18 protein-coding genes and 1 tRNA gene are annotated in these 16,254 nt (G+C 73.2%); 8 read left to right on the top strand and 11 right to left on the bottom strand.

Features of this window, described 5'->3' with window-relative positions; translation table 11 throughout:
• Positions 1–101: 101 nt before the first annotated feature.
• Complete coding sequence (locus tag ABZ135_RS05255) at positions 102–782, top strand: class I SAM-dependent methyltransferase (RefSeq protein WP_356692320.1); 681 nt, start codon at positions 102–104, stop codon at positions 780–782.
• Positions 783–916: 134 nt separating this feature from the next.
• Here ABZ135_RS05255 and ABZ135_RS05260 read toward each other — a convergent pair whose 3' ends face one another.
• Entirely contained in the window at positions 917–1,084 is a 168-nt protein-coding gene (locus ABZ135_RS05260) for a DUF3117 domain-containing protein (RefSeq protein ID WP_006346801.1), read from the bottom strand.
• 93 nt (positions 1,085–1,177) lie between these two features.
• Positions 1,178–1,321: a hypothetical protein gene (locus ABZ135_RS05265; protein WP_356691966.1), complete on the bottom strand. Its 144-nt coding sequence runs from the start codon at positions 1,319–1,321 to the stop codon at positions 1,178–1,180.
• A 43-nt stretch (positions 1,322–1,364) separates the two neighbouring features.
• On the opposite strand from ABZ135_RS05265, the gene ABZ135_RS05270 reads away from it, so the two are divergent.
• Positions 1,365–2,168 carry an enoyl-CoA hydratase-related protein gene (locus ABZ135_RS05270; protein WP_356691968.1) on the top strand — a complete coding sequence of 268 codons (804 nt, stop codon included), beginning with the start codon at positions 1,365–1,367 and terminating at the stop codon, positions 2,166–2,168.
• A 15-nt stretch (positions 2,169–2,183) separates the two neighbouring features.
• On the opposite strand, the gene ABZ135_RS05275 is transcribed toward ABZ135_RS05270, so the two are convergent.
• On the bottom strand, positions 2,184–2,774 hold the full coding sequence (locus ABZ135_RS05275; protein WP_356691970.1) for a DNA-3-methyladenine glycosylase I: 591 nt from the start codon (positions 2,772–2,774) through the stop codon (positions 2,184–2,186).
• Positions 2,771–3,091 (bottom strand): hypothetical protein, encoded by a 321-nt coding sequence (locus ABZ135_RS05280; protein ID WP_356691972.1) that lies wholly within the window; start codon positions 3,089–3,091, stop codon positions 2,771–2,773. The genes ABZ135_RS05275 and ABZ135_RS05280 overlap by 4 nt, the downstream gene beginning before the upstream one ends.
• 113 nt (positions 3,092–3,204) lie before the next feature.
• On the opposite strand from ABZ135_RS05280, the gene folP reads away from it, so the two are divergent.
• The gene (gene folP / locus ABZ135_RS05285) at positions 3,205–4,065 is read left to right on the top strand and encodes a dihydropteroate synthase (RefSeq protein WP_356691974.1); all 861 of its coding nucleotides are present in this window, start codon (positions 3,205–3,207) and stop codon (positions 4,063–4,065) included.
• Between the two features lie 72 nt (positions 4,066–4,137).
• Here folP and ABZ135_RS05290 read toward each other — a convergent pair whose 3' ends face one another.
• Together ABZ135_RS05290 and dapE are read right to left on the bottom strand one after the other, a co-directional pair.
• A complete protein-coding gene (locus ABZ135_RS05290; protein ID WP_356691976.1) occupies positions 4,138–4,887 on the bottom strand; it encodes a TIGR00730 family Rossman fold protein in 750 nt (249 codons plus the stop codon).
• Positions 4,888–4,971: 84 nt separating this feature from the next.
• Positions 4,972–6,078, bottom strand: coding sequence for a succinyl-diaminopimelate desuccinylase (gene dapE, locus ABZ135_RS05295; RefSeq protein WP_356691978.1), 1,107 nt, complete (start codon positions 6,076–6,078; stop codon positions 4,972–4,974).
• A gap of 38 nt (positions 6,079–6,116) precedes the next feature.
• Here dapE and ABZ135_RS05300 point away from each other — a divergent pair, with 38 nt between their 5' ends.
• A complete protein-coding gene (locus ABZ135_RS05300) occupies positions 6,117–7,046 on the top strand; it encodes a hypothetical protein (RefSeq protein WP_356691980.1) in 930 nt (309 codons plus the stop codon).
• A gap of 107 nt (positions 7,047–7,153) precedes the next feature.
• On the opposite strand, the gene ABZ135_RS05305 is transcribed toward ABZ135_RS05300, so the two are convergent.
• Positions 7,154–8,794, bottom strand: coding sequence for a carboxylesterase family protein (locus ABZ135_RS05305; protein ID WP_356691982.1), 1,641 nt, complete (start codon positions 8,792–8,794; stop codon positions 7,154–7,156).
• Between the two features lie 112 nt (positions 8,795–8,906).
• On the opposite strand from ABZ135_RS05305, the gene ABZ135_RS05310 reads away from it, so the two are divergent.
• Complete coding sequence (locus ABZ135_RS05310) at positions 8,907–9,458, top strand: PadR family transcriptional regulator (protein WP_356691984.1); 552 nt, start codon at positions 8,907–8,909, stop codon at positions 9,456–9,458.
• A gap of 376 nt (positions 9,459–9,834) precedes the next feature.
• Positions 9,835–10,248: an ATP-binding protein gene (locus ABZ135_RS05315; RefSeq protein WP_356691986.1), complete on the top strand. Its 414-nt coding sequence runs from the start codon at positions 9,835–9,837 to the stop codon at positions 10,246–10,248.
• Between the two features lie 198 nt (positions 10,249–10,446).
• Here ABZ135_RS05315 and dapC read toward each other — a convergent pair whose 3' ends face one another.
• Together dapC and fdxA are read right to left on the bottom strand one after the other, a co-directional pair.
• On the bottom strand, positions 10,447–11,541 hold the full coding sequence (dapC, locus tag ABZ135_RS05320; protein WP_356691988.1) for a succinyldiaminopimelate transaminase: 1,095 nt from the start codon (positions 11,539–11,541) through the stop codon (positions 10,447–10,449).
• Between the two features lie 82 nt (positions 11,542–11,623).
• Positions 11,624–11,944, bottom strand: coding sequence for a ferredoxin (fdxA, locus tag ABZ135_RS05325; RefSeq protein WP_010474859.1), 321 nt, complete (start codon positions 11,942–11,944; stop codon positions 11,624–11,626).
• A 112-nt stretch (positions 11,945–12,056) separates the two neighbouring features.
• Between fdxA and ABZ135_RS05330 the strand changes: the two genes are divergently transcribed.
• Together ABZ135_RS05330 and ABZ135_RS05335 are read left to right on the top strand one after the other, a co-directional pair.
• The gene (locus ABZ135_RS05330) at positions 12,057–13,058 is read left to right on the top strand and encodes a GNAT family N-acetyltransferase (RefSeq protein WP_356691990.1); all 1,002 of its coding nucleotides are present in this window, start codon (positions 12,057–12,059) and stop codon (positions 13,056–13,058) included.
• The gene (locus ABZ135_RS05335) at positions 13,055–13,894 is read left to right on the top strand and encodes a transglutaminase-like domain-containing protein (RefSeq protein ID WP_356691992.1); all 840 of its coding nucleotides are present in this window, start codon (positions 13,055–13,057) and stop codon (positions 13,892–13,894) included. Before ABZ135_RS05330 ends, ABZ135_RS05335 begins: the two co-directional genes overlap by 4 nt.
• Before the next feature lie 20 nt (positions 13,895–13,914).
• On the opposite strand, the gene ABZ135_RS05340 is transcribed toward ABZ135_RS05335, so the two are convergent.
• Both ABZ135_RS05340 and ABZ135_RS05345 read right to left on the bottom strand, forming a co-directional pair.
• Positions 13,915–13,992 (bottom strand) — tRNA-Trp (locus ABZ135_RS05340).
• 170 nt (positions 13,993–14,162) lie between these two features.
• Complete coding sequence (locus ABZ135_RS05345; RefSeq protein WP_356691994.1) at positions 14,163–16,247, bottom strand: hypothetical protein; 2,085 nt, start codon at positions 16,245–16,247, stop codon at positions 14,163–14,165.
• Between the last annotated feature and the right edge of the window lie 7 nt (positions 16,248–16,254).

A 16,254-nucleotide genomic window follows, 5' to 3' on the forward strand; every position in this document is an offset into this window, starting at 1 on the left:
GAATTTGGGCCGGCCGGGGCCGGCGATCCGCCTCGCTTCCTGTCCCTGTGAACGCGCGGTCCCATCTGCGGGTTCCCGCGCGCAGCGGATACAGTCGACGCCTGCGTCAACTACGGCGTCCACGACGGGAACAGGAGAGGGCCATTACCGCCAACCGGCAGACGAGCTTGGCGTTCGCCGACGCCTTTGTCGCCGAGGACGAAGCGCTCCGCTGGGCCCGCGAGCGGGCACGGGAGGCGGGGGTGCCCTCGGTGTCGCCGGGGACCGGTGCGGCCCTGCGTCTGCTGGCCGCGACGGCGGACGCCAAGGCGGTGGCCGAGATCGGTACGGGCACCGGCGTGTCGGGGATCTATCTGCTGCTCGGGATGCGCCCGGACGGGGTGCTGACCACCGTGGACATGGAGCCGGAGCGGCAGGCGCACGCGAAGGCGGCGTTCCGCGCGGCGGGTTTCGCGGGCAACCGGGCGCGGTTCATCCCGGGGCGGGCGCTCGAGGTGCTGCCCCGGCTCGCGGACGGGGGCTACGACCTCGTCTTCTGCGACGGTGACCGGCTCGAGCTCCTGGACTACCTCGCTGAATCGTTGCGCCTGCTGCGTCCGGGCGGTCTGGTCTGCTTCGAGGGCGTCTTCGCGGACGGCCGCACGGTGGACTCGGCGGCCCAGCCGGCCGAGGTGCAGCGGATACGCGAGCTGCTGCGGACGGTGCGGGAGAGCCGGGAGCTGCTGCCGACCCTGCTGCCGGTGGGCGACGGCCTGCTGTGCGCGGTCCGCAGGGGCGCCTGAGCCTCAGCCCGGCCCCGGCCCGGCCGACGGTCCGGCCCACACCCCTGATCACGATCCGGTCCCCCGATGCACTTCTGCCCCGGTGCGGTGGGTACCGTACCGGGGCAGAAGTGGAAATACGCGACAAGGAAGTGTCAGCCGACGACCTGCTTCAGGGCGTCACCGAGCGCCTCGGCCTCGTCCGGGGTCAGCTCGACCACGAGCCGGCCGCCGCCTTCGAGCGGAACGCGCATGACGATGCCCCGCCCCTCCTTGGTCACCTCGAGCGGGCCGTCACCCGTCCGCGGCTTCATGGCCGCCATGCTCGTTCCCCTTCCTGAAACCAGCTCATCGTCAGCATCGAACACGATTGCTTCAGGGTCATTATCCCGCATCACAGGACCCGATGACCAACATCAGGTGGCATCGCTTCCGCAACGCGCTTTCACAAAGCCATACATTTCGCCGATCCGCCTGCGATACTTCGCCGCCACCCCTCCGTCGAGGGGTGATGATTCTTTGACGCAGCTCACATGTGCGGAAGGGGTGATCTCCGCCATGCTGAGCAAGGTCAGACGACCGAGGACGCGAAGGGATCACGCGATGGCCGACACGGTGCTGTACGAGGTGAGCGACGGGCTCGCCACCATCACCCTCAATCGCCCGGAGGCCATGAACGCGATGAACGTGGCGGCGAAGGTCGCCCTGCGCGACGCCGCCGAGGCCGCCGCCGCCGACCCCGCCGTACGGGCGGTGCTGCTGACCGCGGCGGGCGACCGGGCCTTCTGCGTGGGCCAGGACCTGAAGGAGCACGTCGGACTGCTGCTCCAGGACCAGGAATCCGGCACGAACCACACCATGAACACGGTCCGGGACCACTACAACCCGATCGTCCGCGCGCTCGCCGGGATGGCCAAGCCGGTCGTCGCGGCTGTGAACGGCGTCGCCGCCGGGGCGGGCTTCGGCTTCGCGCTCGCCGCCGACTACCGGGTGGTGGCGGACACCGCCTCCTTCAACACCTCCTTCGCCGGCGTGGCCCTCACCGCCGACTCCGGCATGTCCTGGACCCTGCCGCGCCTGATCGGCCGCAGCCGCGCCGCCGACCTGCTGCTCTTCCCCCGCTCGATCAGCGCCCAGGAGGCGTACGAGCTGGGCATCGTGAACCGGCTGGTCCCGGCGGACGCGCTCGCCGAGGAGGCCGCGAAGGTGGCCCGCACGCTGGCCGAGGGCCCGACCGTCGCCTACGCGGCCCTGAAGGAGTCCCTCGCGTACGGCGCGGACCACTCGCTGGCCGAGGCCCTGGAGAAGGAGGACGAGCTCCAGACGAAGGCCGGTGCGTCGGAGGACCACACGATCGCCGTGCGGGCCTTCATCGCCAAGGAGAAGCCGCAGTATCTCGGCCGCTAGTCGCTTCTCCTGGGGTCAGCGCCCGGCGCCGCGGGCGACGCAGCCGGTCAGGTGGTCGTCGACCAGGCCGCACGCCTGCATCAGCGCGTACGCCGTCGTCGGGCCGATGAAGCGCAGGCCGCGCTTCTTGAGCGCCTTGGACAGGGCCGTCGACTCGTCCGTCACGGCCGGGACCTCGCCGATCACGGCCGGGGCCGGGCGGGTCGCCGGATCCGGCGCGTAGGACCAGATCAGCGCGTCGAGCTCGCCGGGGGCCCACTCGGCGAGCACCTGGGCGTTGGCGAGGGTGGCGTCGATCTTGGCCCGGTTGCGGATGATCCCCTCGTCGGCGAGCAGCCGCTCGCGGTCGGCGTCGGTGAACCGGGCCACCTCGGCGATCTTGAAGCCCGCGAACGCCTTCCGGAAGCCCTCGCGGCGGCGCAGGATCGTGATCCACGACAGACCGGACTGGAATGCCTCCAGGCAGAGCCGCTCGAACAGCGCGTCGTCGCCGTGGACCGGGCGGCCCCACTCCTCGTCGTGGTAGGCCACGTAGTCCTCGGTGGACAGGCCCCAGGGGCAGCGCGGCAGGCCGTCCGGCCCCGCGATCGCCCCGCCGTGGCTCACGCGCCGTCCTCCTCGCCCTGCGGCCGGCCGCCCGCGAGGGCCGCCTCCAGGTCCGCGATCCGGGCGTCCCGCTCGGCGAGCTCGGCGCCCAGCCGGCCGAGGACGTCGTCGACGTCCGCCATCCGGTAGCCCCGGGCGGCGACCGGGAGCCGCAGCGTCTCGACGTCGGCCTGGACGACCGGGCGGGTCGCGGGGAGCGGGTCCACCAGTTGCTCGGGCGCCACCTCGGGCAGCACCTCGCCGTCGCCGCCGCCGACCACCGCCAGGGTGACCGCCGCGACGACCACGACCATCGTGATCAGCAGAAACCAGAACACGTGCGCGCCTCTCCCGGTCCTCGGAAAACGTCCCGTGCCGATCGTGCCATGCGCCACCGACAGTTAGGGTCGCAGACGAGGCAGCCGACCGGCCGCGAGGGAGGACATAAGGGATGCTGCGCTTGGGACGGCGTGAATTCGGGCCCCACGAGCCGGTGATCATGGCGATCGTGAACCGGACCCCGGACTCCTTCTACGACCGGGGGGCGACCTTCCGCGACGAGCCGGCGCTCGCCCGGGTCGAGCAGGCCGTCGCCGAGGGCGCGGCGATCATCGACATCGGCGGGGTCAAGGCGGGTCCCGGCGAGGAGGTCACCGCCGAGGAGGAGGCGCGCCGCACGGTCGGCTTCGTGGCCGAGGTCCGCCGCCGTCATCCGGACGTGGTGATCAGCGTGGACACCTGGCGTGCGGACGTCGGCGAGGCGGTGTGCGAGGCGGGCGCGGACCTGCTCAACGACGCGTGGGGCGGGGTCGATCCGCGGCTCGCTGAGGTCGCCGCGAAGTACGGCGCGGGGCTGGTGTGCACCCACGCCGGCGGGGTGGAGCCGCGGACCCGGCCGCACCGGACCGCGTACGAGGACGTGATGGCCGACATCCTGCGGGTGACGGTCGGTCTCGCGGAGCGTGCGGTCGCGCTCGGCGTGCGGCGCGACGGGATCATGATCGACCCGGGGCACGACTTCGGGAAGAACACCCGGCACAGCCTGGAGGCGACCCGCCGGCTCGGCGAGATGACGCGGACCGGCTGGCCGGTGCTGGTGTCGCTGTCCAACAAGGACTTCGTCGGCGAGACGCTCGACCGGCCGGTGAAGGAGCGGGTCCTGGGGACGCTCGCGACGACGGCGGTCTCCGCGTGGCTCGGCGCGCAGGTGTACCGGGTGCACGAGGTGGCCGAGACGAAGCAGGTCCTGGACATGGTGGCGTCCATCGCGGGTCACCGTCCGCCGGCGGTGGCCCGGCGCGGGCTCGCGTAGCCCCGGGGCGGCCGGAGCCGGCCGGAGCGGGGGCGCCGAGCGGCGGCACCCCCGCCCCTTCCCCCGCGCGCCCTAGCGGCCGACCTCCTTGGTCACCAGGCTGACGGCCTCGTCCACGTCGTCCGTCACGTGGAAGAGCAGCAGGTCGTGCTCGGACGCCTTGCCGCCCGCGACGACCGAGTCGCGCAGCCAGTCGACGAGTCCCTTCCAGTACTCCGTACCGAAGAGGACGATCGGGAAGCGGGTGACCTTGCGGGTCTGGACCAGGGTCAGCGCCTCGAAGAGCTCGTCGAGGGTGCCGAGGCCGCCCGGCAGGACGACGAAGCCCTGCGCGTACTTCACGAACATCGTCTTGCGGACGAAGAAGTAGCGGAAGTTCACGCCGATGTCGACGTGCGGGTTGAGGCCCTGCTCGAAGGGGAGCTCGATGCCGAGACCCACCGAGACGCCCTTGGCCTCCCTGGCGCCCTTGTTGGCCGCCTCCATGGCGCCCGGGCCGCCGCCCGTGATCACCGCGAAGCCGGCCTCCACGAGCGCGCGCCCGATGCGGACGCCGGCCTCGTACTCGGGCGAGTCCGGCTTGGTGCGCGCCGATCCGAAGACGCTGATCGCGCTCGGCAGTTCGGCGAGGGCGCCGAAGCCCTCGACGAACTCGGACTGGATGCGCATGACCCGCCAGGGGTCGGTGTGCACCCACTCCGAGTCGCCCTCGGTGTCGAGCAGACGCTGGTCCGTGGTGCCGGGCTGGATCTGCTCACGGCGCCTGAGCACCGGTCCCAGTCGCTGCTCCTCCGGCTTCCTCGGCTCCTCGGGTACACCCATGGCCCGCTCCTTTCACCGTTCCACTGATCTTCCGGTCCGGTCAGGGTAGGTCCACGGAGGTGACGAGAAGCGAAATGACGGGGATCAGCCGGTCAGCCAGTCGCGGAGGCGTGCCTCGCAGTGGTGGATGCGCTCGACGTGCACGTGCTCGTCGCGCTTGTGCGCGTACAGCGGGTCGCCCGGGCCGTAGTTGACCGCCGGGACGCCGAGCGCGCTGAAGCGGGCGACGTCGGTCCAGCCGAACTTGGGGTGGGCGCTGCCGCCGACCGCCTTCATGAAGGCCGCGGCGGCGGGGTGGGAGAGGCCGGGCAGGGCGCCGCCGCTCTCGTCGTCGACGACGAACTCGGCGACGCCGCAGTCGGCGAACACCTCCCGCACGTGGGCGACGGCCTGCTCCGGGGAGAGGTCGGGGGCGTAGCGGTAGTTCACGGTGACCACGCACTCGTCGGGGATGACGTTGGTGGCGACGCCGCCCTCGATACCGACCGCGTTGAGGCCCTCGTGGTACTCCAGGCCGTCGATGACCGGCTTGCGCGGCTCGTAGGCGGCGAGGCGGGCGAGGATCGGCGCGGCGGAGTGGATGGCGTTGGAGCCCATCCAGGAGCGCGCGGAGTGGGCCCGCTCGCCCTCGGTGCGCAGCTTGACCCGCAGGGTGCCCTGGCAGCCGCCCTCGACCTGGCCGTCGGAGGGTTCGAGGAGGACGGCGAAGTCGCCGGCGAGCCAGTCGGGGTGGGCTTCGGCGATCTTGCCGAGGCCGTTGAGGTGGGCGGCGACCTCCTCGTTGTCGTAGAAGACGAAGGTGAGGTCGCGGTTGGGCTCGGGCACGGTGGCCGCGATCCGGAGCTGGACGGCGACGCCCGACTTCATGTCGGAGGTGCCGCAGCCCCACAGGACGCCGTCCTCGTCGAGCCGGGAGGGCACGTTGTCGGCGATGGGGACGGTGTCGATGTGTCCGGCGAGGACGACCCGCTCGTCGCGGCCGAGGTGCGTGCGGGCGACGACGTTGTTGCCGTGGCGGTCGACGGTGAGGTGCGGCAGGGCCCGCAGGGCCCGCTCGATCGCGTCGGCGAGCGGCTTCTCGGTTCCGCTGACGGAGGGGAAGTCGACCAGGGCGGCGGTCAGCGCGGCGCCGTCGAGCGAGAGGTCCAGAGAGGCGTTCAGCGGGGCACTGAGAGGAGCGGTGTCAGCCATGTGCCGACCCTAACGCGGCCTCCAGTACGGTGGGGCGCGTGTCCGAGCCCAGCCGTCTCCCCCGTCCCGCCCGCCGTGGTCGTCCCGCCCGGCTCGTGGCAGCGTTCGCCGTGCTCCTCGGCCTGGTCGCCTACGTGGCGGTGCACTACGTCACGGGCAGCAAGGGTGCGCCCCGGTGCAGCATCGGAAGCGGGGCGAACCGGTACGAGTTCACTCCCGAGCAGGCGTCGAACGCGGCCACGATCGCGGCCGTGGGCACCAGCCGGGGGCTGCCGGAGCGCGCGGTGACGATCGCGCTGGCGACGGCGCTCCAGGAGTCGGCGCTGCGCAACATCGAGCACGGCGACCGGGACTCGCTCGGCCTGTTCCAGCAGCGGCCCTCGCAGGGCTGGGGGACGCCGGAGCAGATCCTGGACCCTGTCTACTCGTCGGGGAAGTTCTACGAGGGCCTGGAGAAGGTTCCGGGGTATTCGCGGCTGCCGCTGACGGTGGCGGCGCAGAAGGTGCAGCGCAGCGGTTTCCCGCAGGCGTACGCGAAGCACGAGCCGGACGCGACGCTGCTGTCGGCGGCGCTGACCGGCCGGGCGCCGGCCTCGCTGATCTGCACGGCGGACGTCCAGGAGGGCCGGCCGGGCGATCCGGCGCGGGTCCGGACGGAGCTGGTGCGGGCCTTCGGCGAGGAGACGGCGCCGAGGCAGGCGCCGAAGGGCGCCGGCGCGGCCGGTGCGAACGCGGGCGCGGCACCGGCGGTGGAGCTGTCCGTCCCGGTGCGCGACTCCCGGGGCGCGCGGGAGCGGCGCGGCTGGGAGCTGGCCCAGTGGGCGGTGGCGCGGGCGGACGAGCTGCGCATCGCCGAGGTCGCGTACGGGGACCGGGTGTGGGTCGCCGACGACGCCTCGGGCGCGTGGGAGCCGGCGGGCCCGAAGGGCACGGACGGCACGGCGGTCCGGATCCGGCTGGCGCGCTAGGTCCTGCGCCGAGGATGCAGCGGGCGGGGGTTGCCCCTCCTGTCCGCCGTCCCGGCCGGGCCGGGACGGCGGAGCAGCGGAACCGGTGGTCTCGCTCGGCATGGGTCCTAGCCGGACGTCTCCGGGTCCCACAGGTCGCAGTGGTGCTCACCGGGCAGTTCGGCCGTGGTGGCGTTGCCACCGGCGCTGCTCGTACGCAAGCGGAGTACGCGGCCGGGCTGGGAGCCCTGTTCCGGCATGGCGGGCTGGCCGGCGGCGCTGGGGGCGTCGCCGTGGATGAAGGAGCCCCAGTACGCGATCATCTGCCGGGACAGCGCGCGCTGCTCGGCGTTGAGCTCCGCGCTGCGGCCGTAGGGCTTGAAGAGGTAGTTCAGCTCGGCGGCGTGGGTGGCGCCGAAGTCGAAGCCGGTGTTCTGCGGGAGGGAGGCGAAGAGCGGTGACGTGCGGTCGGCGAACTCGTAGGCGTAGACGCGTCCGCGTCCGGCGAGCAGCGGGTTGACGCGCAGCGCCGGACAGGCGAAGAGGCGGTCGCCGAAGGCGGCGGCGTAGGCGTAGGCGGGCCGCTCGTAGGCGCTGAGCGGGTAGCGGTCCAGGGCGCGGGTGCCGGCCTCCTGTCCGAAGGCGTCGATGAGGGCCTGCGGGTAGGCGTCGGCGGTCAGGGGGCTGCCCCAGCGGTCGAAGGAGTCGTACGCGAAGACCAGTCCCTCCTTGCTGTTGGCGCCGTTCATGACGGGGACGCGTACGGCCTCTCCGGTGGCGAAGGCTTCGGCGGGCTGGCGCGGGAGCCCGGCGCCGCCGACGGTGTAGCCCCAGCTCCGCGTGTCCTGCTGGGCGTCCAGGATCTGTGCGGCGGGCTTGGAGCGCAGGCAGGCGGACGCGGTGCCGGGATCGGTGCACCCCACCTTGGCGGCGAAGGCCAGGCCGGCTTCGACGGCCTGCTTCCGCGGGATGCCGGCGCAGTCGTCGTAGGCGCCGCTCTGGATGATGGCGGCCCGGTACAGGCCGCGGCCGGCCGGCGAGGCCAACTGCGTGCACACGGCACGGCCGCCGGCCGACTCACCGGCGAGGGTCACCCGGCGGGGATCACCTCCGAAGCGGCCGATGTTGCCCTGGACCCAGCGCAGGGCCAGTTGCTGGTCGAGGAGGGCGAAGTTGCCCGAGGTGTCCGGCAGGGTGAGGAAACCCAGGGCGCCGAGGCGGTAGTTGAAGGTGACGACCACCGTGTGGGTACGGCGGGCGAACTCGTCGGGGACGATGTCACGACCGGCGCCGCCCACGTTGCCGCCGCCGTGCACCCAGACCATGACGGGCAGCCGGCCCCGGTCTCCGTGCTGCCGGCCGCCGGGCGGGGTGTAGACGTTGACCGTCAGGCAGTCCTCGGTGGTGTGGCGTTCCTCGAAGCCGGGGGCCCAGTACGTGTTCTGCGCGCAATAGTCGCCGTACCGGGTGGCATCCCGTACGCCGCGCCAGGCTCGCGCGGGCAGCGGCGCCTTCCAGCGCCGCTCGCCGGTGGGCGGCTGGGCGTAGGGGACGCCCAGGAACCGGTGGCCGTCGGCGGTGGCCTGGCCGCGGACCCAGCCGTTGGTGGTGTGCACCGTCGGCGACCGGTCCGCCGGCCGGTCCCCCGCGGCCTGGGACGGCGCCGGGGTCAGCCAGGTGGCGACGAGCGCCAGCATCAGCGCCAGCGCGCTCTGACCTGCGCGTCCTGCTCTTCGTGCGCGCAGCGGGGGTCTCGAGGTCAGTGGCATAGGGTCTCCTCCGGGCTGGCGTGGCGTTGCGTGGCGTGGCGTGCGTGGCCAGAGGATAGGTGCCTAGCGCCATAGGTGACTAGTGCCATATGCGGGAGGTCGGTGAAGGGGAATGAAGCTCGAGCACGTTCTGCTCGGGTTCGTGGCCATGCGTCCCTGTACCGGTTACGACCTGAAGCGATGGCTGGCCAGCGAGATGGGCCGCATGACCGGCCTGCCCGGTCAGCAGAGCCAGATCTACCGGACCCTGAACCGGATGCGCGCCGACGGCTGGATCGACTACACCCTGGAGCGCAACCAGGGGCGCCCGGACGCCAAGGTCTACCGGCTGACGGAAGCGGGCGGACACGAGCTGCGCCGACGGCTCGCGGAGCCGTACGTCCCTTCTCCGGACCCGGCCGACCCCGAGTTCCTGATGCGCTACCTCTTCACCGTCTTCCTCACCGAGGAGGAGCGGATCGCTCTCGTCCGCACGGAACTGGACGCACGCCGCGCCCAGTACGAGCGTTTCCTCGACCGGGACATCCGCGAGGAGCCCTGGCTGCCGGGGATCGACCGCACCCGCATGGTGCGCCTCCTGGACCACGTCCACGACGGCAAGGGGCGCGCCCTTTTGTCCCACGTGCGCTGGCTGGAAGAAATCCTCGAGGAACTGACGACCTGACGCACCCGTCCCTCACGCCCCCACCCCCAGGCCCTGATCATCTTCCGGACGGGCGGCCACGCGGCCCGGGCCTGCGCGGCGGCATCGGATCCACGGGTGCGCAGCCGTACGGGCTGTCACCCGGACGTGTCATGCGGCCGGTGTGGCGGGAAGCTTTCCGGTGACCTTTTCAGCGGGCTGTCATGTCACGGCAATGCCTTTGCGGGGCAAGGGAAGTGACGGTTCGGCACCGTGCGACGCATGGACGCGTTCGTCCGGTTTCCTCCCCGCCCGACAATACGACGCATTACTCAGTCTTTACCTTCGGCATCCGCAACCTTCCCCTCCCCGGGGCCGGTTGTCACCGCGTCATCGTCCTCTCCGTCGAAGGAGCACCATGTCCCTCCCCCTGACCCGTCGGATCGCCCGCGCCGCCCTGCTCGTCGCGGCCGGAGCAGCCCCCGTGGTCGGTGCGGCCGGCTCCGCGAGCGCGCTGGACCACTCCCTCGCCCCGACCGGCGGCCTGCCGGGTCTGTCCGCCCTGGACACCGCCGCCACGGACTCCGCCGTCGACTCCGCGACCGGTGTCGTCGGCGAGACCGGCGGCAAGGCCGTCGACACGGCCGTCCCGGCCACCCAGCAGCTCGCGGGCGACCCCGCCGGCGGCGCGGGCGAGGTCCTCGGCCGGACCGCCGGCGCGGCCACCGAGTCCGCCGAGGCCCCGGCCGCCGGCGCCCTGGGCGGCGGCCTGCCCAACACCGGTGCCCTGCCGGGCGCCGGCCTGATGGGCGGCCTGCCGATCGGCGGCTGACCACCGCCGCGTACAGCCGAGGGCCCGGGAGCACCGCCCCCGGGCCCTCGGCCTGTCCGTCCGTGGATATCGGATCCCATGTCCGGGATCGTGGATATTGGATCCCATGGCCGGGATCGTGGATATTGGATCCCATGGCCGGGATCGTGGATATCGGATCCGGGATATTGGATCCGGGATATTGGATCCGATCCGATCTCAGCCCAGGCGCTTCACGGCCGCCTCGACCCGCTCGTCCGTCGCCGTGAACGCCACCCGTACGAACCGCTCGCCGGCCTCGCCGTAGAAGTCACCCGGCGCCACCAGGATGCCCTTCTCCGCCAGGTAGGCCACCGTGTCCCAGCACGGCTCGTCCCGGGTCGCCCACAGGTAGAGGCTGGCCTCGCTGTGCTCAATCCGGAAGCCGTGCGCCTCCAGGGCCCCGCGCAGGGCGGCCCGGCGGGCCGCGTAGCGGGCCCGCTGCTCCGCCACGTGCGTGTCGTCGCCGAGCGCCGCGACGGTGGCGGCCTGCACCGGGGCGGCCGTCATCATGCCGCCGTGCTTGCGGATCCGGAGCAGCTCGCCGAGGACGGCCGCGTCGCCCGCGACGAACGCCGCCCGGTAGCCCGCCAGGTTGGAGCGCTTGGACAGGGAGTGGACGGCGACGATCCCCTCGTACGAGCGGCCGCAGACGTCCGGGTGCAGCACGGAGACGGGGTCAGCCTCCCAGCCCAGCTCCAGGTAGCACTCGTCCGAGAACACCAGCACGCCGTGCTCGCGCGCCCAGACCACGATCCGCCGCAGCTCGTCCTTGCCGAGGACCCGGCCGGTCGGGTTGGACGGCGAGTTCAGCCACAGCAGCTTGAGCCCCGCCGGGTCGAGCCGGGTCGGGTCGTCGTAGACGACGGGCTCCGCGCCGCACAGCCGCGCGCCGACCTCGTAGGTCGGGTAGGCGAGCCGCGGGTAGGCGACCTTGTCCCCGGGCCCCAGGCCGAGCTGCGTCGGCAGCCAGGCCACCAGCTCCTTGGAGCCGACCACCGGCAGCACGTTCTCGTGGGCGAAGCCGGTGGCGCCGAGGCGCCGCTCGCACCAGTCGGTGAGCGCGTCCCTGAGCTCCTTCGTGCCCCACACCGTGGGATAGCCCGGCGAGTCCGCCGCCCCGACCAGGGCGTCCTGGATCAGCGCCGGCACCGGGTCCACGGGCGTGCCCACGGACAGGTCGACGATCCCGTCCGGATGGGCCGTCGCCGTCTTCTTGTACGGCTCCAGCCTGTCCCAGGGGAAGACGGGCAGGCGCGAAGAGACTGCGCTCACGAGTTGGCTCACTTCCTCGTACGTACGGAAAACGCGTCGGTCCCGTACAGCGGCGAGGCCGTACGGGACCGAGGGCGAATGATCAGCCGTTCTGCGGCGGCAGGGCGGCGATGAAGGGGTGGTCGCGCTCGATCAGGCCGAGCTTGGAGGCACCACCGGGCGAGCCGAGCTCGTCGAAGAACTCGACGTTCGCCTTGTAGTAGTCCTTCCACTCCTCCGGAGTGTCGTCCTCGTAGAAGATCGCCTCGACCGGGCAGACCGGCTCACAGGCCCCACAGTCGACGCATTCGTCCGGGTGGATGTACAAGGACCGCTGGCCCTCGTAGATGCAGTCGACGGGGCACTCCTCGATGCACGCCTTGTCCTTGACGTCGACACAAGGCTGCGCGATGACGTAGGTCACGCTGTCGTTCCTCCTCGGTAGGGCTGGTCTGCGCGGGAGCGCGGCGTCGTCGATGCCCGCCCCTAGTATCTCCGTTCTCGGGGACGATCCGAACAGGAGGGGCTCAGAAGCTGTGGAATTCACCGGTGGAGGACGCCTCGAAGTCCGCATGACCGCTGCTGACGTGGGAAAACGTGTCTCAGTTCGGTACGTGACGGACTCGGGTGCGGCGGGCGGGAGATTCACCGACGCGGTCGGGGTTCTCACATCATGGGACAAGGGTGTGCTGCTGATCACACGCCGGACCGGTGAGGTCGTCCGCATCGCGGAATCCGCGCTCGCCGCGGGCAAGGTCGTCCCCGCCGCCCCGGCCCGCCGGCGCGGCCCCTCCGCCGGCTTCACGGAGCTCGCCCGGGTCGCCGCGCGCGCCTGGCAGCCGATGGAGAGCGAGACCCTGGGCGAATGGACGCTGCGCGCCGCCGCCGGATTCACCCGGCGGGCCAACTCGGTGCTGCCGCTCGGTGATGCCGGACTTCCGCTGGACGCCGCCCTGGAGCGCGTACGGGACTGGTACGCGGCCCGCGGCCTGCCCGCGTACATCCAGACGGCGACGGGCGCCGAGGGAGCCCAGGAGCTGCTGTCCGCCGACCTGGAGCGGCGCGGCTGGGTCCGGGAGGCTTCGGCCGAGCTGCGCATCGCGTCGCTCGCGCCGGTCGGGGACCTCGACGCCGACGTCGACGCCGTCCGGCTCTCCCGCTCCGTCGACGACGACTGGATGCGCCGCTACCAGCGCTTCGGCGAACCCGGCCCGCACGTCCTGAAGGTCCTCGGCAGCGGCCCGAGTGTGTGGTTCGCTTCCGTACCGGGCACGGAAGACATACCGGCGGCGATCGGCCGCTGTGTCGTCGACGGCCGCTGGGCCGGTTTCCTGGCCGTGGAGGTCGATCCCGGCCTGCGGCGCCGCGGTCTGGCGACGGCCGTCATGACCGCGCTCGCCCGCCGGGCCCTGGACGAGGGCGCCTCGGCCGCCTGGCTCCAGGTGGAGTCGGACAACGACGGCGCCCGGGCGCTGTACGACGGGATGGGCTTCACCGTGCACCACCACTATCACCACTACCGCTGGACGGACGCGTGACCGACGGAGGCGACGTGACCGACTGGCGGCGGGAGTTCGCGGAGGAGGCCAGGTCCGAGCGGCCCGACCTCGCCCGGCTGTGCCTGCTCGTCGGCGCGGTGGCCGACCCGTCGGTGACCCAGGCGGACCTGGACGCCGCCGAGATCGAACTGGACCGGCTCGCCGGGCTGCTGCCCTACGGCGCGGGGCGCGGCGCCGACGCCTGGGTCGCGGCGCTCGCCGAGCTCCTCGGCCGGCGCGAGGGCTTCCTGGGCGTGCCCGCCGACTACCAGCGCCTGGAGTCGTCCCTGCTGCACGAGGTGCTGCGGCGGCGGCGCGGCCTGCCGATCTTGCTGTCCGTGGTGTGGATGGAGGTCGCCCGCCGGGCCGGCGCCCCCGTCTACGGCCTCGGCCTGCCCGGCCACTTCGTCGTCGGCTTCGGCGACCCCGCGGACCTGCGGCTCGCCGACCCCTTCGCCGGCGGCCGGGCGATGACCGCCTCCGACGCGGAGCTCCTCGTCGCGGGAGCCACGGGCGAGGCCCTCGACCCGTCGATGCTGCGTCCCGCCACCCCGGCGGCGATCGTGCTGCGCGTCCTGAACAACATCCGCGCCTGGGCCTCCGCCCGCCCCGAGCGCTCCGACGTCGCCCTGTGGGCCGTGGAGCTCTCCCTCCTGCTCCCCTCCCACCCGGCCCGCCTCCGCTACGAGCGCGCGGAGCTGCTCGTCCAGCGCGGCGACTTCCTCACGGGGGCGGCGGAGATGGAGGCGTACGCGACCGTGATGGACGCGGTGGAGCCGAGCGCGGCGGAGAGCATCCGCCGCCAGGCGAAGGCGGCCCGGGCGCTGCTGAACTGAGAGCCCGGCCCGGAGGCGAGGGCGGGGCGGCCGGATACGAACCGGCGTCCTCGCGGTTTTGGAGACCACGCGCGTCGACCTCTGCGCTACGGCCCCGCCCCCGGGAGCAAGCCTAGAGGTCCGCCGGGCGCGGCACGCGGAGACGCGGAGACGCGGAGACGCGGAGAGGTGGAGAGGTGGAGACACGAGGAGCCCCGCCCGGTGGTCCCGGGCGGGGCTCCTCGATCGCTCGCAGCGCGGCGGACGCGACGGACCGCAGCGGGGTCCGTCAGCCCTCGCCGCTCAGGTCGATCGTCTTCGTACGCTCGGCCTTGGTCTTGCCGCGCAGGGCGTCGCGCATCACGAAGGCCACGTCGTCGGCGGACACCTCGTGCTTGGTGCCGTCGGCCTTGGTGATCATGATGCCGTCGAAGACGCCGTCGAGGAGCTCCTCGATCGCCTTCTTGTCGTAGACCTCGACCAGGCGGCCGTCGACGGCCTTCATGGAGAGGATCTTCGGCAGGGACCGCGCCGGGCCGAAGTCGATCTGCTTCGAGCCGGCCTTGATCGTGATGATGCCGGACATGGCGGGCTCGGCGAACTCCTCCATCGCCCGGTCGAGCTCGGCCTTGGTGATGGTCGGCTGCCGGGTGACGACGGGCAGTTCGACCGTGTTCGGCCGGCCGGTCTCCACCTGGGCGCGGTACGCGTCCTTGACCGCGATCATCGAGCGCTGGACGTCCAGGCCCTTGCCCGGCTTGCCCTCGACGGCCGTGACCTTGCCCGGGGAGAAGACGATTTTGCCCTCGGTGACGGAGCCGGAGGTGCCGGCCAGGTCGGTGAGGGCCACGCCCAGCTTCTCCTCGTCGACCGGGAAGACGGGCTGGGCGACGCGCTCGCCGCCGAAGAGGGAGCCGATGACGGAGACGGGGTTGTAGTCGCTGCCGGCGGCGGCGCGCACGGTCTCCTGGGCGTCCAGGGCGAGGCCCGCCTTCTCGGGGGCCAGCTCGGCCTTCCTGCCGCCGACGTCGAGCTGGAGCGGCGCGTTGGCGCGCTTGCCGAGGGCCGACTCCAGCTTGGTGACGGCCTCCTCCTTCGTACCGCCGCCGATGTCGACGCCGAGGACGGTGGTGCCCTTGGGGACGTCGGAGTGGTTGAGGAGGAGTCCGGCGCCGTAGGCGACACCGGCGAGGCCGAAGACGCCGACACAGGCGAGGACCAGCTTGGAGCGCTTCTTCACGGGCCTGGCCGTGGCGGCCGGCGCGGGCCGCGGGGCCGGGGCCGGAGCCGGGTTCGCGGCCTCGGCCGGGTCGGCGGAGTGGTCGCGCTCGGGGATACGGGGGGTCAGGTCGGGCCCGGAGGGCGGGACGACGGGCATCCCGCTGGTGAGCGTGGAGCCCGAGACGTGCCCGCCGCCGCCGACGGGGCCCGGCACCGGGGCCGGGGGCTGCGGCGTGAGGATCGCGGTGTCGTCGGACATGCGGGGCGGCACCGAGCCGCGGGGCGCGGCGCCCCGGGGGTGGTCGGGTCCGACGACCGGGCTGCCGCCGGTGACGGGGCCGGTGGTCGGGCCGACGGGGGCGCCGGCGATGTCGACGACGGGCGTGCCGGCGGCCGGGGTGTGGCCGGGGCCGGCGTCGTAGAGCGGGTTCGCGGGAGAGCCGGGGCCGTCGAAGCGGGGGGTACCGGCGGCGGGCGTGTGGCCGGCACCGCCGGTCAGCGGGGTGACGACCGGCATGCTCTGGGTGGTGGAGGCCGACGGGACGCCGTCGGCGGCCGAGCCCGCGAAGCCGGTGGCCGGGGCGGGGGCCGACGGGGCGGGTCCCGCGCCCGGGCCGGGGGCGGCCGGGGCCGGCCCCGCGGCGGGCGGGGGCGCGGGCGCCGGGGCGGGCTTGGCCGGTGCGGACGGCTTGCGCGGGGCGAACCAGTCGCTGGTCGGCTTGTCGTCCGCCTGGGCCGGCTCGGCCGGGGCCGGGGGCTCCGGCTCCGGCGCGGGCACGGGAGCGGACGCCGGGGCGGGCCGCGCCGGCTCGGCGGCGGCCGGCGGCGCGACGGCCGGTCCCTGTCCTTGTCCCTGGCCCTCGCGCCGGCCCTGGCCCTGCGCCTCGGCTCCGGCCTGGGTGTCGCCGACCGGCTTGCGGACGACCACGGGCGGGATCGGACGCGAACCCGGGATGTTGATCCGGATACGGGTGGTCAGCGTGGTCTCGGTCTTGGGCTCCTCCGGCGGCGCGGAGGCGGCCGCCGCGTCGGCGGCGATCTCCTGGCCTCCGCGGAGGCCGTACGGCGGAGTGCCCGAGGGGTACGCCGCCCCACCACGCGGCTGGGCGCCGGAGGACGAACTGTCAGTCTCTCGACCAGTTTCACGACTCAAAGCAGGA

It is taken from the genome of Streptomyces sp. NPDC006339, from assembly GCF_040612775.1.
Lineage (GTDB): Bacteria > Actinomycetota > Actinomycetes > Streptomycetales > Streptomycetaceae > Streptomyces.